The sequence below is a fragment of the Asticcacaulis biprosthecium C19 genome, from assembly GCF_000204015.1.
Taxonomy (GTDB): Bacteria; Pseudomonadota; Alphaproteobacteria; order Caulobacterales; family Caulobacteraceae; genus Asticcacaulis; species Asticcacaulis biprosthecius.
Genome location: NZ_GL883077.1, coordinates 1,514,725 through 1,541,166 on the forward strand (window position 1 = coordinate 1,514,725; position 26,442 = coordinate 1,541,166).

The window sequence follows — 26,442 nt, forward strand, 5'->3', positions numbered from 1 at the left end:
CCAAGGGGCGGGGCGCAGGGAAGGAAATAAGGAAGACTGGGGCCTCAGGCCCCAGACCCCGTTTATCAGCTCACAGTGCGGCTCGCGATCTTCCCGGCCAACCACTGCAACCCGGCCAGATGCTGCTGGTCGTGACTGCACAGATAATGGACCAGGCCGCGCAGGGTCGTGACCCCATAGTCTTCAAAGTCGCAAGTCCGCCGCCATTGTTCGGCCGAGACCGTGGCTAATAACACCAACGTCTCTTCCCGTGCCTGTCGGATGTCCGCGAGCACTTCGGGCGCGAACGACTCAGAATAACTCCGCAAAACTTTCAGCCGGTCGCCATCGACGCCGGGCAGGAAGGGATGATCCTCTTTCAGTGTCCGCACAAGACGGACATGATACCCTTCGATCTCGATGTCGCGGATATGGCAAAGCTGTTCCAGCGCCGAATAGGGCTCACTCGGACAACCGACCCAGGACGCTGGCGCCCACAGCTCGAAACCGTCAGGAATGGCGCCATAATGCGCCTCCAACTGGTCCGGAAACCGGGCCAGAGCTTCGAGTGTGGCACTGTCCATCAGTCCCTCAGCAGCTCATTGATACCGGTCTTGGACCGAGTCTGGGCATCCACCCGCTTGACGATGACGGCGCAGTACAAAGACGGCCCGCCCTTCGGATCGGGATAGGCGCCCGGCACTACCACCGAATAGGCCGGCACGCGACCGCGGAAGACCTCGCCTGTCGCGCGGTCGACGATGCGCGTCGAAGCCGACAGGTAAACGCCCATCGACAGCACCGAGCCCTGCTCGACCACCACGCCTTCGGCCACTTCGGACCGCGCGCCGATGAAGCAGTCATCCTCGATGATGGTCGGATTGGCCTGCAACGGCTCCAGCACGCCGCCGATGCCGACGCCGCCCGACAGGTGGACGTTCTTGCCGATCTGGGCGCAGGAACCGACGGTCGACCAGCCGTCGACCATGGTGCCCTCATCGACATAGGCGCCGATATTGACGAAGGACGGCATCAGCACGACGTTCCTGGCGACATAGGCGCCCTGACGCACGATGGCGCCCGGTACGGCGCGGAAGCCGGCCTTCTGGAAGTCCTCGGCATTCCACTTGGCGAACTTGTTTGGCACCTTGTCCCAATAGGGCCCCAGCGGCGCCTGTTCGAACAGGCCGCGGCCGGTGTGCATCAACTCATTGGCGGCCAGGCGAAAGGACAGCAGCACGGCCTTTTTCAGCCATTGGTTGGTGTGCCATACGCCATCGACCTTGTCGGCGACGCGGAAACGGCCGCTGTCCAACAGTTCGAGCGCGCCCTGGACGGCTTCACGGTAAGGACCGCGATAATCCGGGTTCAGGGTGTCACGGACCTCCCAGGCGGCTTCGATATCATCCTTGAAGGCGGCGAGGTCGGACATTGGTGGGCTCCACAAGCAGATTTTGGGGGTTCCATAAAGCCCTAACTCTCGCGTTGCAACACGTAGTTTGTCTTGACCTGCCCGTTGGCTGTCATGAAGCTGGCGATGCTGTCATAGGTCGTCGTGATGATCGGTCCGCGCTGGTCATCCATCTTGAGCAGCGGGTTGACCAACGGTCCGAAAAAGCGCTCGAAGCCGTTGGCGCGGATGGTCGTCGGCGTGAAGCTTTGCGCTAGTTTCGACTTGATAACGGCGTAGTCGCTTTCGCCCCAGGTCGCTGTCGCCACCACATCCAGCACGAATTCGGTGCAGTTCTGGTGCTTCGGATCGAACGGGTTGGAGACCAGAGAATAGCTCGGCACATGCAGCCGGGCATAGGCCGGCGACATGATGACTGCGATCAGCTTCTGCTGCATTTCCGGTGTCGGGATGATGATACCGACGTCATCGGCCTGGTTGCCGGAAATAAAGTCGATCGGAAAATCCTGGGCTAGGTAGGACTGGTCGGCAGGCAAGGTCTTGCCGTCGCTCTGATACAGGTTCCACGAGCTGTAACCCTTATAGATCTTGCCATCGCCGCCCTGGATGTCGCCATAGACCCAAAAGGCGCCGTGGGTGTAGGACACGCCTTCAGGCAACTTGTTGCGCGGCTTGCCGGCGCGGAAGACGATGGCGACACGCGCGCCCTTGGCGGCCAGATCGCGCTCGATCTGTTTGGCGAAGGCGGCAGCTTCCGGAGCGGAATAGTGTGCCGTAGCGGCGCGACCACTGAAACCGCTGTCGGCCACCGGCTTGGACGGATCGGCGGCAAAGGCCGGCGTGCCCAACAACAGAAGGGCCAGGGTGACGGGCAAGAGGCGGCGCGTCATGATCCGACCGCAGCCTTGCCCGCTTGAACGGGTTGAATTGTTTTCACAGGTTTGGCCGACATGGTCTCAGGAGAGATCTCCAGCGGCTCGTCGGAAAACTTCTTCAATTCAATGCCAGAAAACAGCAGGACCAGGCCGGGTGAAGCCGCAACAATGCCCGCGCTCATCGCGCTGCCGTTGTCATTGTCATAACCGGAAAACCCTAAGGCTGCGCCGGGCAGGGCCAATGACAATCCGCCGGCCATGAGGGGATATGCGGTTGCTCCGGCCACCAGCTTGACGCCGGACTCGGCCAGTTCGCCCGTGGCGACGGCCGAGTCGTTGGACGCCTTGGCGGCATTGGCCAGGCTGTCGGCGTGGGCCGCTCCGGTGCTGAGCGCCAGGAGGCCGGCTGTGAAATAAATAGCTTTCATGATTCCCCCTCGAACTTGAACGGTGTTCAAAATGAACATTGTTCAAATTTATGGCGGAGTCAAGCGCCAATCGACCAGCGCGGAGTCTAGCCGAGGTGGTTGCGCAGGAAGCTTTTGAGATTCAGGTCGCGAAAATGGACCCACGGATCGGTATTGCCGTCCGCCTTCGGCCCGACCAGGATGGTCTTCATGCCCAGTTCACAGGCCGGCTTGAGGTTCTTCGGGCTATCTTCGAAGAAGGCAGCGGTGTTCGGATCGACGATGTGCGCCTTCATCATTAGTTCGAAGGTCAGGAGGTTGGGCTTGGGAATGTAGTTGGCGTGCTCCAGATGAAAGACGCCGTCGAACAACGCGGTCATTTCCAGCTTTTCGAGGATGCGCACCGCATGCGGTTCGTCGCCGTTGGTGAAGACGATGCGGCGGCCCTTCATGCTGGCCACCATCGCATTAAGTTCCGGATCTGGCACCAGGGTATCCAGCGAAACGTCATGGACTTCATCCAGGAACCGGCGTGGCTCAACGCCATGATGCGCCATCAGTCCGGCCAGGGTGGTGCCATGCTCGAACAGATAGGACTTTTGAAGGGCATAGGCGTCGGGCTGGGACAGACCTGTCTCGCGCGCTACGAAGGCGGTCATCTTGCCCTCGATCAGGGCCATGACCTCGGCCTCGTGCGGATACAGGGTCTGGTCGAGATCGAAGATCCAGGTGTCGACGTGGGCAAGGGCAGCGGGAAGGGGCAAGTTTCGGTCCGTACAACAGGTTCTTCAACGGTTTGCCGCCGAAGTCTGATCAGGCTATCAGAAGCCGGCCGCCGTCACAAGCTCGCCGGCCGCCTTACCCCGCCTTGATCAGCGTTCCGGCGCCGTGTTCGGTGAACAGTTCCACCAGCATGGCGTGAGGCCGGCGGCCATCCAGGATAACCACCGCTTCGACCCCGGCTTCGACAGCGGCGATGGCGGTTTCCAGCTTCGGGATCATGCCGCCTGAAGCAACGCCGCTTTCGATCAGGGCGCGCGCCTCGGTCACGGTCAACTGACGGATCAGTTCCTTGTTCTCATCCAGAACGCCGATGATGTCGGTCAGCAGCAGCATGCGCTTGGCTTCCATCTTGGCCGCCACGGCGCCGGCGACGGTGTCGGCATTGATGTTGAACGTCTGGCCTTCGTCGGACACGCCGATCGGGGCGATGACCGGAACATAGTCGTGATTGACGTCGCCGATCAGGGTGCGGATCAGTTTGTCGTCAACTTGCTTGGGTTCGCCGACATAGCCGAGATCGACGATCTGCTCGATCATCGAGTCCGGGTCCTTCTTGACCCGCGTCGCCTTTTCGACCGTGATCAGCCCGGCATCCTTGCCCGACAGGCCAACGCCGCGGACGTCGGCTTCCTGACCGGCGCGGGTGATCCAACTGGCGATCTCCTTGTTGACCGCGCCCGACAGCACCATTTCGGCGATTTCCATGGTGGCATTGTCGGTGACGCGCAGGCCGTCGACGAAGGTCGACTTGACCCCGGCGCGGCCCAGCATGGCGGAGATCTGTGGCCCGCCGCCGTGGACCACGATCGGGTGGATGCCCAGCAGCTTTAGCAGAACGATGTCCGACGCGAACAGTTTTGCGGTCGCTTCTTCGCCCATGGCGTGGCCGCCGTACTTCACCACGACGATTTCGCGGTCATAGATCTGGATGAAGGGCAGGGCTTCGGCGAGCGTCCGGGCCGTGGCCCAGCCCTTTTCTTCTTCTTCGGTGTAGGTGGTGGCGGAGGTGATCTTGGTCATGGCGCGCGCCATACCTGAGAAGTGTTATGCTGTCATCACAGAATAGTACGAAAGCCATAGTTATAGTACGAAAGCCATAGTTTCGCTGTCCGCTGCGACGGTCCGGGTGACCTGCGCCGAAACGCCCGGCGAGAACAGCCTGGTGGTTGAAGACCTCATTCGCAACATCCGGGCGCGCAATGTCGGGAATCTGCCGCGGTAAAGGAATCTTAATCCTGTGATAACGCGCCGGCAGTAGGGTCGCAGCGTTCCTGTAACGCTTAGGGAGACCGGAATGATGCGCTTTCTGGATGACGACACCGGCGGCGTCTGGTCGCGAACCAACGACGTCTATCTGACTCCGTTGGAGGCCGCGCCGGCGCTGATCACAGAGCTGGCGGTTCCGGTGGCGGCCCAGCCGAAGGCGCCACAGACCTTTGTCGTGCGCCCGTTTGCTGGTGCTGCTGAAACAGTGGTCGCACCCGATGGCCCGGTCAAATCCGATGATGACGGCGCGCCGTCCGGTTGTCTGTGCGGCGGCAGCCACAGCCAGGGCGAAGGCAGCCCCACACCGTCGGCGGGCCTTCGCGAGGGCTCGCATGCCGGCCTGTCCGAGGTCATGACCTATAATCAGGATCTGATCGACGGACGCTACGAATATACCGGCAACCAGCTGGTCGACGCCGTCCTGTTCGGTTCGCGCTGGACGGTGACCAACATCACCTTCAGCTTCCCGGCCACGGCTGAGTTTTATGAGACGCCCTATTACGAACCCGGCCACCTGACCAACCACATCCCGTTCAACGCCGCCCAGCAGACCGCGGCGCGTTACGCCTTCAGCCTGGTGGCCGGCTATACCAGCGTGACCTTCACCGAGGTCACCGAAAGCGCCGAGACCCACGGCATCATCCGCCTGTCGCAAACCGACAACGACACCGCCCTGGGCTCGGCGGAGGGCAATTTTCCTGGTTCGGACGCCTCCGACGGCGACATCTGGTTCGGCAGCACCAATCAACCCTTTTACCTGACCCCGGCCATCGGCAACTGGGGCCAGGCGACCATGATGCATGAGATCGGCCACACCCTGGGGTTGAAGCACGGTCAGGACAACTACACCACCCTGGACCTGACCAATGGCGGCTACCTGGACGGGCCGGGGCCGCACTATGGCACGGCGGCGCTGCCGGCCAACAGGGACGGCTGGGCGTGGTCGCTCATGACTTATCGCTCGGCGCCGGGGTTCACGGCCAGCTTCCAGGGCGACCGCTACAACCAGCCCCAGACCTACATGCAGGCCGATATCGCGGCTTTGCAATTCATGTATGGCGCCAACTTCACCAGCCATGCCACGGACTCGGTCTACACCTTCAGCACCACCACCGGCGAGATGTTCATCAACGGTGTCGGCCAGGGCACGCCGGAAATCAACGCCGCCACGGGGATCGGCAAGATCTTCCGCACCCTCTGGGACGGCGACGGCGTCGATACCTACAACCTGGCGAACTTCAGCGACAACCAGACGATCGACCTGCGTCCGGGCCAGTTCTCGACCTTCAGTCAGGCGCAACTGGGTGACTCGCGACCGCTGGTGACAGGCTTTACCGCTCAGCCGGGCAATATCGCCAATGCGCTTTTGTATCAGGGCGATGTCCGCTCGCTGATCGAAAATGCCATCGCCGGTGTTGGCAACGACATCCTGATCGGCAACCAGGCCGCCAATGCCCTGACTGGCAATGACGGCAACGATGTCCTCGACGGCGGCGCCGGCGATGACGTCATGACCGGTGGCGCAGGCGACGACACCTTCGGCGTGGATTCGTCAGGTGATGTGGTCACGGAAGCGTCCGGGCATGGCACAGACCTGATCGCTGCGACCGTCAGCTACACCCTGGGCGAGGACGTCGAGCACCTGACCCTGACCGGCACCGCAAACATCGATGGCACCGGCAATGGTCTGGCCAACCAGATCACCGGCGGCGCTGGCAGCAACGTGCTGAACGGGCTGGACGGCAACGACACTCTGACCGGCAGCTACGAGTACCGTACGGCGGCCCAGACAATCGATGAAACCACCCTGGCCTCGCATGCCACGATCGCCACAGCCCTGGCTTTGGCGCCGTTGGGTTTCGGCGTCAACAGCGATCCCGACATAGCCGACGCGACCACGGTGCCGCATGTCACCGTCATTGGCAATGGCGGCGGCAACACCTACGACATGTACAGCTTTGTCGTCGAGGCAGCCGGCGTGGTCGGTACGTTCGACATCGACCTGACGGCCGTCCTGGACAGCTTTGTCGAGCTCTACGATGCCTCAGGCACGCGACTGGCCTATGACGACGATGCCGCGGTCACCGAAGGCGCCGGTGGCAGCTACGCCGCCAACGATTCCCTGCTCAGCTACACGTTTGCCGCGGCCGGAACCTATTATTTGCGGGTCGGCCGGTTCGCGACCGCCACCACCTCGGCAGCCCTGCAGGCGGGACATAGCTATGTCCTCCAGATTTCGCTGGCGGGCAATGCTCTGCCCCCGCTGCTGGATGGCAACGACACCCTGGATGGCGGTAGCGGTGAGGACAGCCTGAGCGGCGGGCTGGGGAATGACTGGCTGGACGGTGGCGCGGGGATGGACGCGCTAGACGGCGGGACGGGTAATGACACCTACGTGGTCGACAGCGCTGACGACGTCGTCAGCGAAGGGGCGGGCGCCGGTACGGATACGGTCATCTCTGCTGTTACCTGGTCGCTGGCCGGACGTGAGATCGAACATCTGACCTTGACTGGCGCCGGCGATATCGACGCCACCGGCAATGCCATGGCAAATCTGTTGACCGGCAATAGTGGCAACAACCAACTTGATGGCGGAGACGGCGCGGACAGCCTCACCGGCGCTGCGGGCAACGACACTTATGTCGTCGGTGCCGGCGACGTGGTGACCGAACTGGCTGGCGAAGGCACCGACATTGTCCTGTCGGCGGTCACCTGGACTTTGTCGGACGGGGTCGAGATCCTGACCTTGACCGGCAGCGAGGATATCGACGGCACCGGCAACAGCCAAGCCAATACGGTGACCGGCAATGGCGGCGCCAACCATCTGAACGGGGGCGGTGGTGATGACGCCCTGAGCGGCGGGGCGGGAAGTGACAGCCTCGCCGGTGGGACTGGCAATGACACGATGTCGGGTGGTCTGGGCGACGATACCTATGTCGTCGACGAGACCGGAGATGTGGTCAGTGAACTCAGCAGTCAGGGTAGCGATACGGTTCGCGCCTCGGTCACCTTTACCCTGGTTGGTAAGCAGGTCGAGACGGTGATTCTGACCGGTGTGGCCGCCATCAATGCCACGGGCAACAGTTTCAATAATCTCCTCTCAGGCAATGACGCCGCCAATGTCCTCAACGGTAGCGCGGGCAGTGACACCTTGAACGGGGCGGCCGGCAACGACTCGCTGATTGGCGGAGCAGGGGCCGACAGTCTGATGGGAGGACTGGGCGACGACACCTATGTCATCGACGATGCCGGCGACATGGTTATCGAAATCGGCGCCGAAGGCATCGACCTGATCCAGACGGCGATAGGCTGGAGCTTGGGCGACCAGATCGAAAACCTGACCCTGACCGGATCGGGCGCGGTCGGTGCTACCGGCAACGGGCTGGGTAACGTCTTGACAGGCAATTCGGCTGCCAACCGCCTGGACGGCGGGCTGGGCGCGGACACTCTGGCCGGCGGCGGCGGTAACGATACCTATGTCATCGACAGCGCCTCCGACAGTGTGATCGAAGGCGCCGGTGCCGGTACCGACCTGGTCGAAACCGACCTTAGCCATACCCTTGCCGCAAACGTCGAGGGCCTGACCCTGACCGGTAGCGCCGCGATCAACGGGACGGGCAATGGTCTCAACAATGTGTTGACCGGCAATGGCGCCAACAACGTCCTGACCGGCGGGGCGGGCAATGACACCTATTATATCCAGAACGCCGGTGACAATGTCGTCGAATTGGGCGGCGGTGGCACCGATGTCATTTACTCGGCCGTAACCTACAGCCTCAATGCCCGTTACGCCGAGATCATCAACCTGACGGGGACGGCTAATATCAATGCCACTGGCAACAGCCTGTCTAACACCCTGACCGGCAATGACGGCATCAACACGCTGAACGGCAAGGGCGGGACCGATATCCTGACCGGCGGACTGGGCGCGGACATCTTCCTATTCGAAACGGGCGCGGGCAGTGACACGATTGCCGATTTCTCGGCGTTTCAGAACGACAGTATTAATGTCAATGCCTATACTGGCGGGATTGCCAATAACGGCCTCGTTACCCAGGCGGGCGGCAATGTGCTGATCACCTTGGGCGGCAGCAATGTCATCACGGTGACCGGTGCTGTCGTGGCCGATGTGCTTGCCCACATGGTCTGGTAAGGGTCGTTTCGCCAAATCCACGAACCGGTATCCGGCCCGTCGAATGGGCAGGATGCTGCCATGTTATGTGCGGCACATCTATACCGTGACAAGGTTTCAGGAGTGTGCCATTTTATCCTTTTTTAACGGGCTGCTCGGCGGCAGCGTTTTTTAGAGGGTGCATTATGCGCAATTTATTCGGTAAATTTGGTGACGATTCTCTCTGGCTTGAGGCTACCGATGCGCAGGTTTCGCTGCTGCATGCCGCTGCGCCGGCTCCGGAATTGTCGCCGCTTAAAATTGTGACGCTGGCGGACGCGGTGTCTTTGGAAACAACCGCAATTGATGCAAAAGATGTCGCTTCGGGGCATGCCTTCCTGCTGAAAGCTGAGACATTTGTGGCGCGGCCATTTGCCGGCCAACACGACAGCACGACTGTTGGCGAGTCCAAGGACATATCCGATTTTTTGGGTGATGCGCCGACGGGTTGCCTGTGTTGCGGCGGTGGGGGCGGCTTTGGTGGCGCGGGCGGGTCGCAGGGCGCATCAAGCGGCATACGCGATGCGTCCCAGCCCGGCATTTCCGAGGTCATGACCTATACCTATGATGCGGTCGACGCGCGCTACGAATATACCGGCAACCAACTGGTCGACGGCGCCCTCTTCGGTTCGCGCTGGACGGTGACCAACATCACCTTCAGCTTCCCGACGACCGGCGAATTCTACAACACGCCCTATTACGATCCCGCCTATACGGCAGAGCAGGTGCCCTTCAACGCGGCCCAACAGTCTGCGGCGCTTTATGCCTTCGCTTTGATCAGCAGCTACACCAACCTGACCTTTACCCAGGTGACGGAAAGCGCCGAAACCCACGGCATTATCCGCATGTCCCAAACGACGGCCGACGGCGCTGGCTCGGCCGAAGGTAACTTCCCGGGGTCAGACGCCTCGGACGGCGACATCTGGTTCGGCCAGACCGGTCAGCCCTTCTATCTGACACCCCAGATCGGTAACTGGGGCATGGCGACCATGATTCACGAAATCGGCCACACCATGGGGCTGAAGCACGGTCACGACAGCTACACCACCTTCGACCTGACGGTTGGCGGCTATCTCGACGGTCCCGGACCGCACTTTGGTACCGCCGCTCTCCCGGCCGACAAGGATGGATGGGCCTGGTCTGTCATGACCTACCGGTCAGCGCCGGGGTTCACCGCCTCCTTCCAGGGCGAGCAGTTCAATCAGCCGCAAACCTATATGCAGGCCGATATTGCGGCTCTGCAATTCATGTACGGCGCCAATTTCAACAGCAACGCTACGGATTCGGTCTATACCTTCAACGCCACGACCGGTGAAATGTTCATCAATGGCGTGGGCCAGGGCGTGCCGGAATTCGATGCCGTCGCCGGCGTCGGCAAGATCTTCCGCACCATCTGGGACGGGAACGGCACCGACACATACGATTTCTCGAACTTCACCAATAACCAGACGGTCAACCTGTCCCCCGGTGGGTTCTCGACCTTCAGCCTGGCGCAACTGGGTGATTCCCGGCCGCTCCTCGCCGGCTTTACGGCTCAGCCGGGCAATATCGGCAACGCCCTGCAATACCAGGGCGATGCGCGGTCTCTGATCGAGAATGCCATTACCGGCTCGGGCAATGATCTGCTCATTGGCAACCAGGCCACCAACACCCTGACCGGTGGTTTGGGCAACGACACCTACGTTGTCGACAGCGAATCCGACGCCGTCGTTGAGGCGCTCGACCAGGGCACGGACCTGGTGTTCGCCACCAGCAGCTTTACCCTGGGAGCCAACGTTGAAAACCTGACCTTGCTCACCACGACGGATGCGACCGGTAACGGTAACGACCTGGCCAATGTCATCTATGGCGGTACCGGAAGTTACGACGTGCTGAACGGATTGGGTGGCAATGACTTCATCTACGGCGCGACCGATCTGCCCGGCGCCGCGCAGACCCTGAATGAAACGGGCCTGCAACAGCATGACACCATCGCTAACGCGATCAATTTGCCGGCGGCCTCGTTCGGCCTGAACAGCGATGCCAATATTGCCAATTCGACCACGGCGCCGCACACGACGGTAACGGGCACCGGCGATGGCTTCTATGACATGTACAGCTTTGTTGTCGATGCCGCAGGCGTCGTCGGTACGTTCGACATCGACGCCTCGGTTAGCCTGGATTCCTTCGTCGAACTGTTTGATGCGGGCGGTACGCGTCTGGCCTTTGACGACGATTCCGGCACGTCTGAGGGCGGTGGTGGCAGCACGTCAGGAGCCGATTCCTTCCTGAGCTACACCTTCACAGCCGCCGGCACCTATTATATCCGCGTCGGCAAATATTCTACGACGACCACCTCCCTGCCGCTCGACGTCGGTGACGGCTACACGCTGCAAGTATCTCTGGCCGGTAACGCGCTTCCGCCGGCGTTGCCCAATCCGGCTGACGGGGTCGATGCCATGGATGGCGGAGCCGGCGATGACACTCTTATGGGCGTGGCCGGGGATGATTATCTGACCGGGGGCGCCGGAGATGATAGCCTGGATGGCGGCACCGGCAACAATACGGCAAGCTATTTCGCGGCGTCGGGTGCGGTGACTGTCTCCCTGGCTCTGCAGGGCACGGCGCAGAATACTATCGGCGCCGGTACCGATACCCTGGTCAATTTCCGCAATCTGGCAGGATCGTTCCACGACGACAGCCTGACTGGCGATGACAACGCCAACCTGATCAATGGTCAGGGCGGCGCCAATACTATGGCCGGCGGCCTGGGCAACGACACCTACTGGATCCAAAGTGCGGGTGATGTCATCATCGAGGCAGCCGGTGCCGGAACAGATCTGGTCCTGTCTCTGATCGACTATTCGCTGGCTGGCAAGCAGATCGAAAATCTCTACCTGGCGGGTAACGGTAATCTCAACGGCACCGGCAACGGCCTGGCCAATGATATCCGCGGCACTGAGGGCAACAACATCCTCTCAGGCAGTGGCGGGCACGACACCCTGGACGGGCAAAACGGCGACGACCGGCTGGATGGCGGAACGGGCAACGACAGCCTGATCGGCTTCGACGGTAATGACACCTATGTTGTCGATGCGGTCGGCGACGTTGTGAATGAAAATGAGTATATGACCGGTACCGACCTGGTCGAATCCTCGATCACCTACACGCTGGGTGCCTATGTCGAAAACCTGACCCTGACGGGTTCGGCCAATATCAACGGTACCGGCCATGCCGGTAACAATGTTCTGACCGGAAACTCCGGTACCAACGTCCTGACCGGCGGTGCAGGAGACGATACCTACGTCATCCAGAACGCCGCCGACAATGTCGTCGAAGCGAACAATGCCGGTATTGACCTGATCGTATCCTCCGTAACCTACAGCCTCAGTGGCAAACAGGTGGAAAACCTGACCCTGGCTGACGGCGCGGGCAACATCAACGGCACGGGTAACGGCCTGGCCAACACTTTGCGGGGAACGCCGGCAACAATATGCTGGACGGTGGCACCAACAGCGACTCGATCACCGGTGGCGCAGGCGACGATACCCTGATCGGCGGCAGCGGTAATGATACGATCATCGCCGGACAGGCCTCGAATGGTAATGACTCGGTGGATGGCGGCGACGGCAATGACGTCATCACATCGTCCGGCCAAGGCACCTATAATGCCGGCGGTGGCAATGACTACGTATTTGCCGGGTTGACAGCGACCAGTGAGGTTATCGACGGCGGCACCGGAACCGACACGATCGATACGACATCGGTTTTTGCCGAGTACAGCGTGAACCTGGTGACGGGCGCCACCAATTATGGCGGCGAAAGCTACGTCAATTTTGAAAACGCCATCACCGGCGACGGCAATGACACGGTAATCGGCACGGCGGTTGCCAACGCGATCACGACGGGCGACGGCAATGACTCGCTGGACGGCGGCGCAGGCCTTGATACCCTGGTTGGTGGCGAAGGCAATGACACCTATATTGTCGAGTCGGCAGGCGACGTCGTGACCGAGCAGGCCGATGATGGCGAAGACAGGGTCAATTCGACCGTCAGTTATACGCTGGGCGATAATGTCGAAAACATGTACCTGCAAGGCAGCGCCGACCTCAGCGGAACGGGCAACGGTCTGACCAACTTCATCTTCGGCCAGACCGGTAACAATACGCTTGCCGGTTTGGGGGGCGACGACTATCTGGATGGCGGGACCGGCAATGACAGCCTGGTGGGGGGCATCGGCAACGACGCGTATGTCATCGATGCCATCGGCGATACGATCACCGAGCTGGCAGCCGAAGGTATTGACCTGGTCTATGCGGAGATCAGTTTCACCCTGGGCGCCAATCTGGAAATCCTGAACCTTACCGGCATCGGCGGCACGTCAGGCACCGGCAATGACCTGGACAATGTCCTGGAAGGCAACGGCAGCAACAATACCCTGACCGGCCTGGGCGGCAATGACCAGTTGACAGGCGGCGCTGGCAACGACACCCTGCTGGGCGGATTGGGCAATGACACCTATGTCGTCGCCGATGCCGGCGATGTGGTCACCGAGATCAGCAATCAGGGCACCGACGAGGTCCGTTCGACGATTACCTATAACCTGGGTGGAAAACAGGTTGAAAACCTGACCCTGCTGAATGGGGCGGCCATCAATGGCACGGGCAATACGTTCAACAATGTGCTGGCCGGCAATGACAGCAACAACGTCCTCAACGGCAGCAGCGGCAATGACACCTTGTCCGGTTTCGGCGGCAATGACTCGTTGATCGGCGGTGTTGGTGCCGACCTGATGACCGGAGGACTTGGTGACGACACCGTCGTCATCGATGATGCACTTGATCTGGTCAGCGAAACGCCAGGCGAAGGCACCGACACGGTCCAGTCCTCCCTGACCTGGACCTTGACGGACGGTTTTGAAAACCTGGTTCTGACCGGTTCTGCGGTGATCGATGGCACCGGCAACGGAGCGGCCAACATCCTGACCGGCAATTCGGCCAACAACGTGCTGAGCGGCGGAACGGGCGACGACAGCTACTATATCCAGAACACCGGCGACAATGTCGTCGAAGCCAGCAATGCCGGCATCGACACCATCATATCTTCGGTGACCTATTCGCTGGCCGGCAGGCAGGTGGAAAACCTGACCCTGACCGGGGTAGCGGCGCTCAATGCCACTGGGAACAGCCTGGCTAACACCCTGATCGGCAATGACGGCGCCAATACGCTTGACGGCTCCGGCGGCCATGACCGGCTCGACGGTGGCCTGGGCGCTGACAGCCTGATCGGCGGCACCGGCAATGATACCTATGTCGTCGACAACGCCGGCGACGTGATCACCGAGGGTGCGGCAGCCGGCACCGATCTGGTCGAATCCTCGCTCACCTACATACTGGGCGCCAATCTCGACCAACTGACCCTTACCGGCGCATTGGCGATCAACGGTACCGGCAATGATCTCAACAATATCCTGGCCGGCAATGGCAGTAACAACATCCTGACCGGCGGTCTGGGTAACGACACCTACTATATCCAGAACACGGGCGATAACGTCGTTGAAGCTGGCGGCGCAGGCACGGACATGATCTACTCGACGGTCACCTACACCCTGAATGGCCGTTTCGCCGAAACGCTCGTCCTGAATGGTTCAGCTAATATCAACGCCACGGGCAACAGCCTGGCTAATACTCTGCTCGGCAATGACGGCATGAACACGATCAACGGCAAGGGCGGGGCGGATATCCTGAGCGGCGGTCTTAATGCGGACCTCTTTCTGTTCGAAACCGCCAGCGGTGCCGACACCATCACCGACTTCAGCGCGATCCAGAACGACAGCATCAACGTCAACGCCTACACCGGTGGCGTGGCCAATGCCGGTCTGGTAACCCAGTCGGGCCTGAACGTCCTGATCAGCCTGGGCGGCGGCAATGTCATCACAGTGACGGGCGCTGCCGTTGGGGACGTGCTGGCGCACATGGTCTGGTAAACGCCTCGCGACACCTTGTGATCTGAGATGAATGCGAAGCCCGGCAGATAGTACTGCCGGGCTTCGTTTTGCCGTGTTACTGACGCCGCTATGATCTGCGACAGCGAGGCCCAGGAGGGTTGATTGACGTCAATGCGCTAGCCGGTGCCGCCGCGTATTGTGCTGCATGGGATAGTAAACGCCTGATCGCGCTCCGGCGGATCGCAATATCTGCGCGTTCGTAGGGGGTGGCTTTATTGGAGGCAGCGGAATGTCGAATTTCAGAGACCTGACCGACGGTGACGACAGCTATCGGGCGACCGAAGAAGATGACTGGGTCATCGGTGAAGACGGCAACGACACGATCCGTGGCCTGGGGGGCAATGACACACTTTGGGGCTCGGACGGCAACGACCTGTTGTATGGCGGGGCAGGCAATGACCGCCTGCTCGGATGGTTTGGGTATGATCGCCTCTATGGCGAGGCCGGGAACGACTACCTGGATGGCGTGGTCATGGTCGGGGGCACCGGCGACGACACCTACGAGTTTGACGTCGGCGTCGATACGGTGGACGAGCGCCCTGATGGCGGAACGGACACGCTTATCGTGGGAGAGTCTTATTCCCTGTATGGACTCAATATCGAAAATCTGGTGCTGCGATACTACGGCGACTTCGAGGCGACGGGCAACCTCTTTGCCAATTACCTTACTGGAAACAGCGGTCGAAACCGACTCGATGGAGCGGCTGGTGCCGATAGCCTGGCCGGTGGGCAGGGCGACGACACCTATGTCGTCGACGAGTCCGGTGACGTGGTGCTCGAAGATGCCAATGCCGGCGTGGATACCGTCATTGCCGGTGTGAGTTATTCGCTCGACGGGCGCCATATCGAGATCTTGACGCTGTCGGGCTCGGCAAATCTGGACGCCGCGGGCAATGACCTGGCTAACACCCTGACAGGAAACAGCGGCAACAACCTGTTGGACGGTGGCCTGGGTAGCGACACGATGGCTGGTGGACTGGGTGACGACATCTATTTGGTCGATCATGCCGGTGATGTCGTCAAAGAAGCCCGCGGCGAAGGCGCTGACACCATCCTGTCCTCGGTCAGCTTTGGGCTGCGCGGCGTGCATGCTGAGGTGCTGACGTTAACGGGAACGCAAGACATTGATGTGACCGGCAACTCCCTGGCCAATCGCCTCAATGGAAATGCCGGTCACAACCGCCTTGATGGTGGCACTGGCTATGACACCCTGGCCGGCGGTGCGGGCAACGACACCTATGTGGTCAATACAGCCGGCGATCAGGTGATCGAAGTCGCCGACGGCGGCGCCGACCTGGTCGAATCCGCGATCAGCCTGATCCTCGCCGCTGAGGTCGAGTCCCTGACCCTGACCGGCTCGGGCAATCTCCATGGCACCGGAAATGGCGGCAACAATCTGATAACGGGCGGCGCCGGTGCCAATCGGCTGGACGGTATGGCTGGGAACGACACCCTGATCGGCGGCACGGGCAACGACACCTATTACATCGACAGCCTGTCCGACCGCGTGGTGGAACTGCACTACGAAGGCACCGACCTGATCTATACATCGGTCAGCTATTCCCTGTTTGGTCGCGCCGTCGAGTCGCTGATCATGACCGGTGACGGCGATCTGGTTGTCACCGGGAACAGTCTGGCGAACACGATCACGGGCAATGGCGGCGACAACCAACTGAACGGTGGCGGGGGCAACGACACACTGATCGGGGGCCTGGGCGACGATACCTACTATGTCGATAGTCTGTCGGATCGGGTAGAAGAATTGCACTACGAAGGTACCGACCTGATCTATACCTCGGTCAGCTACTCCCTGTTCGGTCGTGCCATCGAGTCTGTGATCATGACCGGTGACGGTGACCTGGTTGTCATCGGCAACAGTCTGGCGAACAGGATCACTGGCAATAGCGGCGACAACCATCTGAACGGTGGCGGGGGCAACGATACTCTGATTGGCGGAACGGGTGACGATAGCTACACCGTGGATGCAGCCGGCGATATCGTGACGGAAGCCGCGAGCGAGGGCACCGACTTAGTGTTGGCCTATACGACCTACACCTTGGGCGCCGAAATTGAAAATCTGACTATGATCGGTTCGATATACTGGGGTCAAAGTGGCACGGGTAATGCGCTGAACAACGTCCTGGCCGGGAATTCCAACCACAATATCCTGGATGGCAGAGCCGGTGATGACACTCTTGTCGGGGGCGATGGGCACGATACTTATTATGTCGATTCCGTCGGCGACAAGGTCGTCGAAGCCTACCTTCAGGGTACCGATGAGATTGAGGCAAGCGTGTCCTACTCGCTGCATGGCACCCATATTGAACTTCTCCGTTTGGCAGGATCTGAGGATTTGACGGCGACCGGCAATTCGATGGGGAACGTTCTGGTGGGCAATTCCGGCAATAACGTGCTGAATGGCAAAGGCGGGAGTGACTATTTGTACGGCGGGCTTGGCAGTGATGTCTTCCTGTTCGAATCCATCAACGCCCACGAATACATAGGTGACTTCACGGCGGCGCACGCCGATATTATCAATCTCAATGGATGGACAGGCGGCGTGGCCAACACCGGCGCAGTTACCCAATCCGGAGCCGATGTCCTGATCACCGCCGGTGGTTGGAACGATATTAGGGTCGTGGACGCTGTCGTCGACGACGTCCTGGCGCATATCGTCTGGTAGCTACTTCCGCTTCGAAAAGCGCAGGGCCGTCAGCACATCCGAAACGCCGCTGGTCTTGGTGTCGACATAGCCGACCCCATGCAGGTGTTGACGGACGACGGCTTCGGGCAGGGCGGACTTGCTGCCCTTGGGATAGATGATCCACAGCGCCGCCGCTGGCAGGAGGGCGGTCAATTCCGACAGGGCGGTGGTCAGGTCGTCTTCGCTCAGGGCGACGATCACACCCTGAGCGGCCTGCGCCGGTTCGACGGTGACGGCACCGTCCAGCGCTTCCGCCAGGGCTGGATCAGAGATATCACCGCGCACCAGCACCCTATGTGCCGCATCGACGCCCAGCTTCGCAGCCAGAGTCGGCAGCGGCGTCGTCAGCTTCTTGACCCAAGTGTCCGCCTTGCCGGGCGGCAGGGCGAGGGTCCAGGTCCCTCCGCCATATTCGAACAGTACGCGGTCGTCCTGGCCGCGGGGATGCAGAATATCCTTTCGCGCGAACGTCTTGCGAAACCCGCCCCGCAGGATCAGCTCATGGGTCTCCAGCAGAGCCTTGACGGCGACCTGGCCATCAGCGGTGATCAACACGCTGTCGGCTTCCAGGCCCATCTACGGCGTAACCTCGCACACGCGCATGATTTCGGCGCGCAGTTCGGCGATTCCGAAACCGGTCTCCGACGAGGTCGCCAGCACCAGGGGGTGGGCTGCCGGGCGTTTCTTGACCCCGGCCTGGGTGGCCTCGATGACCTTGGCCAGTTCCGCCGGCTTGATCTTGTCGGCCTTGGTCAGGACGATCTGGTAGGACACGGCGGCGACGTCCAGCGCGTCCATCGGCTCCTTGTCGACCTCTTTCAGGCCATGGCGGGCGTCGATCAGCAGATAGGCCCGTTTCAGGTTCGGCCGTCCGCGCAGATAGTCTCTGCCCAGGTTCTGGAACTTCTTGACCGTGACCTTGGACGCCTTGGCCCAGCCATAGCCCGGCAAATCGACCAAATGAAGTTGGCCATTGACGTTGAAGAAGTTGACCTCGCGCGTGCGGCCGGGCTCGTTCGAGGCCCGGGCCAGCGCCTTCATACCGACCACGGCATTGATCAGCGACGACTTGCCGACATTGGAGCGGCCGGCGAAGGCCACTTCCGGCTGAGACGTGTCGGGCAGTTGTTCGACCTTGGCCGCACCCATGACGAAGGTGGCTGCGCGGGCAAACAGCAGCCGTCCCGCCTCCAGGGTTTCGTCGTCGTAAGGGGATTCGGTCACGCGGCCTTCTTCCTGTCAAGCAAGGCCCGTACCTTGCCGATGCCGGTGTCGATGGGGTTTTCGACCTTCAGGCGGTGCATGATGGTCCATTGCTGGAAGATGGTCAGGATGTTCGACCAGATCCAGTAGATGATCAGGCCGACGGCAACCTGGGCCATGAAGAAGGTCAGGATAACCGGCATGAAGGCCAGCATTTTCTTCTGCATCGGATCGACATTGGCTGTCGGGGTCATCTGCTGGCTCAGCCACATCGAGAGGCCGTACAGGATGGCCACCACGCCCAGATGCAGCGGACCGGCCAGGATGCCGCCGATCAGCGGCACGGTGGCCGGCTCGAACGGCAGCAGGCCGAACAGGTTGACAAAGGAGGTGGGGTCGGGCGCCGACAGGTCCTTGATCCAGCCGAAGAAGGGGGCGTGGCGCATTTCGATGGCCAGGATGAGCACCTTGTACAGCGCCCAGAAGACCGGGATCTGCAGCAGCATTGGCAGACAGCCGCCCAGGCCGGCCATCGGATTGACCTTCTCGTCCTGGTACAGCTTCATGGTCGCTTCCTGCTGCTTCTGCGGATCGTCCGGGAAGCGGCTCTTGATGGCGTCCAGCTTGGGTTTCAGGCGGTCCTGAACCTGCTTCATCTTGGTCATCGACTCATAGGCCTTGTGGGCCAGCGGGTAGAAGACGATCTTGACGATGACGGTCAGGGCCAGAATGGCGAAGCCGAAATTGCCCAGGAAGCCGTAGAGCTTGTCCAGCAGCCAGTACATCGGATAGGTCAGGAACTGCAGCGAACCCCAGTCGGTGGCGTAACCGAAACGCGGAATCTTCAGGTCGTTCTCATAGGCCTGGAGCTGCGAGTTCAGCTTGGCGCCGGCGAAGATATGCGACTGGCTCTGCCAGGTCTGACCCGGGGCGACGGTGACGGTTTCGTCGAGATAGCCGGCGCGGTAGATCGGCTTATTGTTCTGGACATTGGCCTGGGTGGTGAAGCGCACCGGCTGATCCTGGGCCGGAATGACCGCCGCCATCCAATACTTGTCGGTGAGACCGAACCAGCCGCCGACTGACGCAACGTCCTTGAACACCTTCTTTTCCGGCTCCTTGGCCATGTCCTTGTATTTCAGGGACTGGGTCTTGTAGCGGTCGATCTTGCCGGCCTCAATCTTGTTCGGGAAGGTGGCAATGGCGCCTTCATGGACGACACCCGTACGGTCCAGTCCGGCCGGCATGTCAAAGCGTATCACGGTCGAATAGGGTGAGAAGGCGACCGGACCAGCGCCCGTATTGGCGACAGCTTCCGCCACCGTGATCATGTAGTTGTCGTCGATGGACAGGGTGCGGGTAAACATCAATCCGGCGCCATTGTCGTGGGTCAGGACGACAGGCTTGCCGGGCGACAGGACGTTGCCGGACTGCAGGTTCCACATAGTATTGGCGTCGGGCAGGCCGGGGATGTTCTGGCCGATATAGCCCGACTGGACATAATAGGCGCGATCTGAACCGGCCGGACGAAGCAGTTCCACGTCGGGCGATCCCGCCTTGGTGGTTTCCTTGTACGACTTCAGGTAAAGGTCATCGACCAGGGCGCCCTTCAGCGACAGGCTGCCGCGCAGCGACGGGGTGTCGATCTTTACGCGCGGTGCGGCGGCAATGGCCTGTTCGCGGGTCATGACGGCCGCCGCGCCGGTCACGGGCAGGCCCGCGGCCACGGCGCTGCTGGACGACGCCGAGGCCTGAGCGGCGGCAACGGCGCGCTGTTCCTGAGCCTTCTTCTGTTGCGGACCGGTGACGAAGTACTGATAGCCGAACAGCAGAACCATGCTGGCGATCAGGAAATAGATCATGTTCCTGGTGTCTTGCGAATTGTTGTTCATTCGAACGGTCTTTTTCCTGATGGCGGCCGGAGGACTTAAGGCTCCGTGCGGGCCGGTTTATTCGCGCCGAGCCTTATCAGGGCGGCTTTGACATCGTCAAGTAAAGCCTGCCAGGGGCGCTCGAATGTACCGGCGCGGGCGATGAAGACATAGTCGTGGCCGGGACGGCCGAGATCGGGCAGCAAGCTTCGTGCCGCCTCACGCAAACGCCGCTTGACGCGGTTGCGGACAACGGCGTTGCCAATCTTTTTCGTTGCTGTGAACCCCACCCGGACATCGGCGCTGTCGTCGTCGCGCAGCCTGGCCTGGACCACAACACCGGTGCGGGCAGCGTAGGCAGCCTTGGCAGCCCTGAGGAAATCGGCGCGGTGTTGGAGGCGGATCATGCGCGAAAGAGATGGGTGTGGCGTTTAAACATGCAAGAAGGGCCCCCAAGCGAACTCAAGGGCCCTTCTCAAAACAGATTCGGATTCTTGACCGATTAGGCCGTCAGGCGCTTGCGGCCCTTGGCGCGGCGGCGCGCGACGATCTTCTGGCCATTCTTCGTGGCCATACGGCTGCGGTAGCCGTGACGGCGCTTGCGGACCAGGCGGCTCGGCTGATAGGTACGCTTCGTTCCCATGAGGGTAACTCCGGATGATATCGGGGCGCCCATACGGACGCCGAAAATTGCAAAGAGGCGGGTGGATAATCCAGCCTACCTGGCTTGTCAATCTTATTTGCACGTTTTGCGCCCTAATTCAGTTATAGTATAGTGGGCGGCCAGAATCTTGGCGCCTAAATCGCAGCGTCAAAATCGCGGCTCATGTTGACGGGAACCAAGCCCAGTGTTCGACCACGGCAAATCTGGTCAGAGTAAGTCTGGCAAGCTCGACGCCGGCCCTTCACGCCGCAGGCGCAAGATCTCGCCGGAGACCCGCAAGGCGCGGATGGGTTTCTACGCCGACCGACTGGCGCGCGCCCTGAACCTTCTCGCGGCGTTGTCACTGAAATACGGCCTGACCGGATTCGATGCCGCCCGCCGCTTCGCCTTCAGCCTGTCGGGCCAACTGCTGGTCATGACCTTCGGTTTTATCCTGATCGTCGAGGCGGTGATCGTGATTCCGTCCCTAGCCGCCGATCAGAAGCGCTGGCTGGACGACACCATGCGCCGCGCTGAGATCGCCTCCCAGGCCATCGACACCTCCGTCGAAAATACCGTTTCGAAACAGATGTCGTCGCAACTGCTGAGCAGCGCCAATGTCCTGTACCTGGCCATCGAGGACGGGCCGCGCAACTATCGTCTGTTCGACCCCAACACAGTGGTGCCGAACCAGGTCATGCAGTTGAACCGGCCGCGCGACAATCCCATCGAGGACCTGCGTTACCTGTGGGCGCCCTGGCGGACCCTGATGGCCAGCGAAGACCGCCTGATACACGTTCAGGCCGTGCCGCGGGTTCGTTCGGGGCAGTTGATCCAGATCGTCGTCAAGGCCGAGCCGCTGAAACAGGTGCTGAAATCCAGCCTGCTGGACATGCTGCGGGTCAGTCTGGGGATTTCGTTTGCCGCCGGCGTTCTGGTGTTCGCCGCTCTGTCGGGCTTTATCGTTCGGCCGATCCGGCGCCTGACCCGGGTCATCCAGACCTTCCGGTCGAATCCCGAGGACCCGCAACTGAAGGCGGCGCATTCGAACCGTCGCGATGAGATCGGCCAGATCGAGCGCGAACTGGCCTCGATGCAGGAAGAGGTGCGCAACTCGCTGCGCTCACGGGCGCGGCTGGCGGCGCTGGGCCAGGCGGTGTCGAAGATCAATCACGACCTGCGCAACATGCTGACCTCGGCCCGGATGGCGTCGGACCGCTTGTCGGCCGTCTCGGACGACCCGACCGTGGCCAAGGCCCTGCCACGCTTGGAACGGGCGCTCGACCGGGCTCTTTCGCTGGCGACCAACGTGCTGACCTACGGCAAGTCGGATGAACACGCGCCGCAGATCCAGATCATCAACCTGAAGGATCTTGCCGAGGCGGCGGCGGAGGATTCCGGCCTGGGCCTGACCGCGCAATCGCCCGAGCCCGTCAAGTTCACCCTGAAGGCCTCAAAGGGCTTCCATCTGGAAGCCGACCCGGAGCAACTTCACCGTCTGCTGGTCAATCTGATGCGCAATGCCCGCCAGGCCATCGAACTTCAGCCCAACCGCAAGTCGCGGGGACGGGTTACGCTGACGGCGATCAAGACGGCGGACGAGGTGCTGTTGCTGGTGGCTGACAACGGTCCAGGCATACCGGAAAAGATCCGCGAAAAGCTGTTCCAGCCCTTTACATCCTCTCTGACGCCGGGTGGTTCGGGCCTGGGCCTGGCGATTGCGCGCGAACTGGCGCAGATTCACGGTGGCGATGTCCGCCTGGCTGCCACCGGCGCCGGGGGCACGACGTTCGAAATCAAGCTGCCGCTGAAGGGCTGATGATTCTCCACCACGACTTTACCTCCAGTTTGTCGGAGTTTTGAAAGTCAGATCGAGAATGGCTCTGCTCACTTTAGGTTGAAATTCGCGTACCACTTTATATACCGCTGGTACGATTCAAAATGACTGGAAAACGCTTTATTTCACCCCCAATTTCCTTTGTTCTGACGAGATGCAAAGAGACAAATTCTCCCTTGAACACTGTAAATTGGAACCAGACGCCGTCCATGCCATCTAATTGAGTTGGCTTGTTAAGATCATGAACGCTTTCTTTATAAAATCGGTTCGCAATTAACTTCGAAACTCTCGGAAGGTAGTTTTCTTTGTGAAACGCTTTCGTCCATGTCCGTAGAGCCATAATTTCATCTTCAGCTCGAACTTGTTTGACAAAGCTACCCCCGTCATAGGCCATAATTATTGTATATAAAAACATCTGGTGACCTGTAGATTGATACCTCTTGGTGTGGATTTCAGATATTCTTTATTTCTCCTCCCCACGCGTTGGAGCTATCGTACGGTCACATCTCGTTCGGGATTGGAATTCCTTACTTTTTATACTCCCCCGTTATACGGGGGAGGTGGCCGCAAGCGATAGCGCGCGGCCGGAGGGGGGATTTCCAGGGTCAAAACTGACAGAGCTTGATGTAGTTGACGTCCGCAACTGCAGAGCATGTCGCACGCCGGCTAACTTGCAAAACAAAAAAATAAGGCGGGCGATTTTCTTTCGAAAGTGCTTCCTACACGACCGCCAACAGCCGCTCGACATATTCCGGCACGACCTTTGTCGCCGGCCCCAGAATCTTTTCATCGAACAGCGAATGGCCCAGCGAAGGCTCGAGGTTCAACTCTACAGTATGGGCACCGGCGCGGCTGGCCTCCTGGACGAAACCAGCGGCAGGATAAACATTTCCCGAGGTGCCGATCGACAGGAAGAGATGGCTTTTGCGGAGAGCGCGGTAAATCACGTCCATATCCAGCGGCATCTCACCGAACCAGACGATATGCGGGCGGACATCGCCGTCGGCCGCCATATCGCCCGACCAGTCCGAGACGTGGCCGGTTTCCAAATGCCGCGCTTTCAGCAGTTCGCCATGAAGGTGCAGCACACAATCCGCCGTCCTTGTCACAGCATGGGCGCGATCGTGCAGGTCATCGACATTCTGGGTCACGACCAGCACCTCGCCGCGATCCCATTCCGCCGCCAGCCTGGCCAGGGCGTGATGGGCGGCATTGGGTTCGACCTCGGCCAACTGGCGGCGGCGCTGGTTATAGAAGTCCTGGACCAGCGCGGGATTGGCCTCGAAACCTTCCGGCGTCGCGACCTCATCGACGCGATGGCCGCACCACAGCCCATCCGAGGCCCGAAAGGTCGGCACACCCGACTCAGCCGAAATACCGGCACCGGTCAGGATGACGATGTTTTGAATCACTGTCATTTTCGTTGCCCTAGCGCCGAACGTCGGCCCGGTTCGCTTCTTGAGGGCTGTCCCCCCTTCATCACGATCCCGCTGCGGCGCGGATCGGAACCGCCATCGAAGCGGCCGTCCTTTTTGCGCAGGATACCGTTCAGGCCCGATTCCTCACCGGACACAGCCGTGATCTGGTAACCCATGGCCACCAGCCCGTCCCATACCTTGGGCTCCATGCGCTCCTTCTCGATGCGGATGGACTCGCCGCGCGCCACAACATTGGGCAGGTTGATAGCGTCCTGCATGGTCAGTTTCCAATCCAGCACGCCGATCAGGGTCTTCAGGTTGTAGCTCAGGATCGAATTGCCGCCGGGAGAACCGACGGCCGCTACGACCTTGCCCTTCGCATCGAACACGATCACCGGCGCCATGGACGAGCGCGGATGTTTCCCGCCGGCGACCGCATTGGCGGCTGGCGTGCCGTCCGCTGCTGTCGGGTTGAACGAAAAGTCGGTGAGTTGGTTGTTGAGGAAAAACCCGCCGACCATGCGGCCGGACCCGAAGACGCTTTCGACCGTCGTGGTCATGCTCAGCACATTGCCGTAGCTGTCGCGAATGACGAAGTGGGTTGTCCCGGCGGGCTCCAGAGTCGCATCGGCACCGGGCTGAACGCTCAGCACAGGCAGCTTGCCAGCCTTGGGCGCCGCATTGGCTTTGCCAACCGTGATGGTCGCCGCACGCGACAGGGCGTAGTTGCCATTGAGATAGGCGGTCTGCTGAGCGGCAAACAGCGGCGTGTCGCCTTCATAGTAGTCGCGGTCGGCATACATCAGCCGCTCGGCTTCGATCAGCACCTGCCAGGCGCGCGGATCGTGCACGCCCCATTGCCCCAGCGGGTATGCTTCGGCGATCCGCAGCCCCTGAAGCACCGCGATGCCGCCGGACGGCACATTGGTAGTGCAGACGATATAGACGCGATAGGGTACGCACAGAGGCTTGCCACGGAAGTCACTGGTGACACTGTACGGCTTGATCGTGGTCGACTTGACCCGGTAGCCGGCCAGGTCTTCGAGTGTCATGCCGCCGGGCAGGGGCGCGGCATTGGCCTTGGCGACGATGGCCTCGGCAATCGGGCCGGAACGGAAGGCGTCGCTGCGTTGCGCCGCCAGGGCACGCAGCGTGTCGCCATAGGCCGGGTTGGTCAGCACGTCGCCGGTCTTGCGGTAGCCGCCTTGGCCGTCGCCAAAATACGCGAACGCGTCGGGCGTCTTCTTCTGCGGGAAGTTGCCGGTCTGGAGATAACGCCCCAGCCGCTTCGACACCGTAAAGCCCTTGTCGGCCAAACCGATGCCGGCGTCGAACAGGCTGTTCCACTTAAGCTTGCCGTGGTCCTTGTGGGCCTGGTCCAGCATGAACACCGCGCCGGGCACGCCGGTGGCGCGGCCAGAAGTGACGGCATCAGGCCAGGGCAGGGTCTTGCCGTCAGACCCGAAAAAGCGGTCGGCGGTGGCCGACGCCGGCGCCCGTTCGCGGCCGTTATAGTCGGTAATCTCGCCGGTCGCGGCATCGTAATAGAGCATGAAGGCGCCGCCACCGAGCCCTGAGCTTTGCGGCTCGACAAGGCCCAGGACGGACTGAACGGCGACGGCGGCGTCGGCAGCGGTGCCGCCGCGCTTGAGCGCAGCCATGCCGGCTTCAACGGCTACGGGCTCGGCGGCGGCGATGATCGGCTCGACCTTTTGCGGCTTCGCGTAAGCGGGTGCGACCAGGGCGACCGCGACCAGGGTCACGACATGCAGGGTTTTGACGACAAATCGCGGCACTGTGCACACTCCGGGGAAGGCGGGCCAATAGTTAGGCGAGCCTTATATGGGTTCGATTAGAGCGCGGCGCTGCCTGGGGGAACAACAAAAAT

The 26,442-nt window shown here is 61.0% G+C and carries 18 protein-coding genes; 5 read left to right on the forward strand and 13 right to left on the reverse strand.

The genetic code is table 11. The annotated features are described in order from the left end of the window. Nucleotides 1–65 precede the first annotated feature (65 nt). The 6 genes from ABI_RS07230 to argB all read right to left on the reverse strand — a co-directional run bounded on the left by ABI_RS07230 (nt 66) and on the right by argB (nt 4,475). A complete protein-coding gene (locus ABI_RS07230; RefSeq protein ID WP_006272234.1) occupies nt 66–563 on the reverse strand; it encodes a DinB family protein in 498 nt (165 codons plus the stop codon). Beyond that, nucleotides 563–1,411 (reverse strand): 2,3,4,5-tetrahydropyridine-2,6-dicarboxylate N-succinyltransferase, encoded by an 849-nt coding sequence (gene dapD, locus ABI_RS07235; protein ID WP_006272235.1) that lies wholly within the window; start codon nt 1,409–1,411, stop codon nt 563–565. The genes ABI_RS07230 and dapD overlap by 1 nt, the downstream gene beginning before the upstream one ends. A gap of 41 nt (nt 1,412–1,452) precedes the next feature. Further along, nucleotides 1,453–2,280: a DUF2145 domain-containing protein gene (locus tag ABI_RS07240; protein ID WP_006272236.1), complete on the reverse strand. Its 828-nt coding sequence runs from the start codon at nt 2,278–2,280 to the stop codon at nt 1,453–1,455. Continuing rightward, nucleotides 2,277–2,693: a hypothetical protein gene (locus ABI_RS07245; protein WP_006272237.1), complete on the reverse strand. Its 417-nt coding sequence runs from the start codon at nt 2,691–2,693 to the stop codon at nt 2,277–2,279. Before ABI_RS07245 ends, ABI_RS07240 begins: the two co-directional genes overlap by 4 nt. A gap of 86 nt (nt 2,694–2,779) precedes the next feature. Next, on the reverse strand, nt 2,780–3,436 hold the full coding sequence (locus tag ABI_RS07250; RefSeq protein ID WP_006272238.1) for a pyrimidine 5'-nucleotidase: 657 nt from the start codon (nt 3,434–3,436) through the stop codon (nt 2,780–2,782). Nucleotides 3,437–3,530: 94 nt separating this feature from the next. Further along, a complete protein-coding gene (gene argB, locus ABI_RS07255) occupies nt 3,531–4,475 on the reverse strand; it encodes an acetylglutamate kinase (RefSeq protein ID WP_040309020.1) in 945 nt (314 codons plus the stop codon). A gap of 274 nt (nt 4,476–4,749) precedes the next feature. On the opposite strand from argB, the gene ABI_RS26445 reads away from it, so the two are divergent. The 4 genes from ABI_RS26445 to ABI_RS07275 all read left to right on the forward strand — a co-directional run bounded on the left by ABI_RS26445 (nt 4,750) and on the right by ABI_RS07275 (nt 17,561). Further along, nucleotides 4,750–8,874 (forward strand): M10 family metallopeptidase C-terminal domain-containing protein, encoded by a 4,125-nt coding sequence (locus ABI_RS26445; RefSeq protein WP_006272240.1) that lies wholly within the window; start codon nt 4,750–4,752, stop codon nt 8,872–8,874. A 164-nt stretch (nt 8,875–9,038) separates the two neighbouring features. Further along, nucleotides 9,039–12,425, forward strand: coding sequence for a M10 family metallopeptidase C-terminal domain-containing protein (locus ABI_RS07265; RefSeq protein ID WP_006272241.1), 3,387 nt, complete (start codon nt 9,039–9,041; stop codon nt 12,423–12,425). After that, a complete protein-coding gene (locus tag ABI_RS07270; RefSeq protein ID WP_050808215.1) occupies nt 12,365–14,857 on the forward strand; it encodes a beta strand repeat-containing protein in 2,493 nt (830 codons plus the stop codon). The genes ABI_RS07265 and ABI_RS07270 overlap by 61 nt, the downstream gene beginning before the upstream one ends. A 250-nt stretch (nt 14,858–15,107) precedes the next feature. Continuing rightward, nucleotides 15,108–17,561: a beta strand repeat-containing protein gene (locus ABI_RS07275; RefSeq protein ID WP_006272243.1), complete on the forward strand. Its 2,454-nt coding sequence runs from the start codon at nt 15,108–15,110 to the stop codon at nt 17,559–17,561. On the opposite strand, the gene ABI_RS07280 is transcribed toward ABI_RS07275, so the two are convergent. The 5 genes from ABI_RS07280 to rpmH all read right to left on the reverse strand — a co-directional run bounded on the left by ABI_RS07280 (nt 17,562) and on the right by rpmH (nt 21,299). After that, nucleotides 17,562–18,158 carry a hypothetical protein gene (locus ABI_RS07280; protein ID WP_006272244.1) on the reverse strand — a complete coding sequence of 199 codons (597 nt, stop codon included), beginning with the start codon at nt 18,156–18,158 and terminating at the stop codon, nt 17,562–17,564. After that, nucleotides 18,159–18,806, reverse strand: coding sequence for a ribosome biogenesis GTP-binding protein YihA/YsxC (gene yihA / locus ABI_RS07285; RefSeq protein WP_006272245.1), 648 nt, complete (start codon nt 18,804–18,806; stop codon nt 18,159–18,161). It abuts the gene before it with no gap. Further along, the gene (yidC, locus tag ABI_RS07290; RefSeq protein ID WP_006272246.1) at nt 18,803–20,677 is read right to left on the reverse strand and encodes a membrane protein insertase YidC; all 1,875 of its coding nucleotides are present in this window, start codon (nt 20,675–20,677) and stop codon (nt 18,803–18,805) included. The genes yihA and yidC overlap by 4 nt, the downstream gene beginning before the upstream one ends. Nucleotides 20,678–20,712: 35 nt before the next feature. Continuing rightward, complete coding sequence (rnpA, locus tag ABI_RS07295) at nt 20,713–21,063, reverse strand: ribonuclease P protein component (RefSeq protein WP_006272247.1); 351 nt, start codon at nt 21,061–21,063, stop codon at nt 20,713–20,715. A gap of 95 nt (nt 21,064–21,158) precedes the next feature. Next, nucleotides 21,159–21,299, reverse strand: a complete 141-nt coding sequence (gene rpmH / locus ABI_RS07300; protein ID WP_006272248.1) for a 50S ribosomal protein L34 — start codon at nt 21,297–21,299, stop codon at nt 21,159–21,161. A 205-nt stretch (nt 21,300–21,504) separates the two neighbouring features. Here rpmH and ABI_RS07305 point away from each other — a divergent pair, with 205 nt between their 5' ends. Further along, entirely contained in the window at nt 21,505–23,118 is a 1,614-nt protein-coding gene (locus ABI_RS07305; RefSeq protein ID WP_006272249.1) for a sensor histidine kinase, read from the forward strand. 737 nt (nt 23,119–23,855) lie between these two features. On the opposite strand, the gene ABI_RS07315 is transcribed toward ABI_RS07305, so the two are convergent. Both ABI_RS07315 and ABI_RS07320 read right to left on the reverse strand, forming a co-directional pair. Then, complete coding sequence (locus ABI_RS07315; protein WP_006272251.1) at nt 23,856–24,554, reverse strand: NAD-dependent deacylase; 699 nt, start codon at nt 24,552–24,554, stop codon at nt 23,856–23,858. Further along, complete coding sequence (locus ABI_RS07320; RefSeq protein ID WP_006272252.1) at nt 24,551–26,350, reverse strand: gamma-glutamyltransferase family protein; 1,800 nt, start codon at nt 26,348–26,350, stop codon at nt 24,551–24,553. The genes ABI_RS07315 and ABI_RS07320 overlap by 4 nt, the downstream gene beginning before the upstream one ends. Between the last annotated feature and the right edge of the window lie 92 nt (nt 26,351–26,442).

Excerpts from the sequence above, each read along its gene's own strand:
- ABI_RS07230 (WP_006272234.1), bottom strand. The coding sequence starts at position 563 with ATGGACAGTGCCACACTCGAAGCTCTGGCCCGGTTTCCGGACCAGTTG.
- dapD (WP_006272235.1), bottom strand. The coding sequence starts at position 1,411 with ATGTCCGACCTCGCCGCCTTCAAGGATGATATCGAAGCCGCCTGGGAG.
- ABI_RS07240 (WP_006272236.1), bottom strand. The coding sequence starts at position 2,280 with ATGACGCGCCGCCTCTTGCCCGTCACCCTGGCCCTTCTGTTGTTGGGC.
- ABI_RS07245 (WP_006272237.1), bottom strand. The coding sequence starts at position 2,693 with ATGAAAGCTATTTATTTCACAGCCGGCCTCCTGGCGCTCAGCACCGGA.
- argB (WP_040309020.1), bottom strand. The coding sequence starts at position 4,475 with ATGACCAAGATCACCTCCGCCACCACCTACACCGAAGAAGAAGAAAAG.
- ABI_RS26445 (WP_006272240.1), top strand. The coding sequence starts at position 4,750 with ATGATGCGCTTTCTGGATGACGACACCGGCGGCGTCTGGTCGCGAACC.
- ABI_RS07265 (WP_006272241.1), top strand. The coding sequence starts at position 9,039 with ATGCGCAATTTATTCGGTAAATTTGGTGACGATTCTCTCTGGCTTGAG.
- ABI_RS07270 (WP_050808215.1), top strand. The coding sequence starts at position 12,365 with ATGCTGGACGGTGGCACCAACAGCGACTCGATCACCGGTGGCGCAGGC.
- ABI_RS07275 (WP_006272243.1), top strand. The coding sequence starts at position 15,108 with ATGTCGAATTTCAGAGACCTGACCGACGGTGACGACAGCTATCGGGCG.
- ABI_RS07280 (WP_006272244.1), bottom strand. The coding sequence starts at position 18,158 with ATGGGCCTGGAAGCCGACAGCGTGTTGATCACCGCTGATGGCCAGGTC.
- yidC (WP_006272246.1), bottom strand. The coding sequence starts at position 20,677 with ATGAACAACAATTCGCAAGACACCAGGAACATGATCTATTTCCTGATC.
- rnpA (WP_006272247.1), bottom strand. The coding sequence starts at position 21,063 with ATGATCCGCCTCCAACACCGCGCCGATTTCCTCAGGGCTGCCAAGGCT.
- rpmH (WP_006272248.1), bottom strand. The coding sequence starts at position 21,299 with ATGGGAACGAAGCGTACCTATCAGCCGAGCCGCCTGGTCCGCAAGCGC.
- ABI_RS07315 (WP_006272251.1), bottom strand. The coding sequence starts at position 24,554 with ATGACAGTGATTCAAAACATCGTCATCCTGACCGGTGCCGGTATTTCG.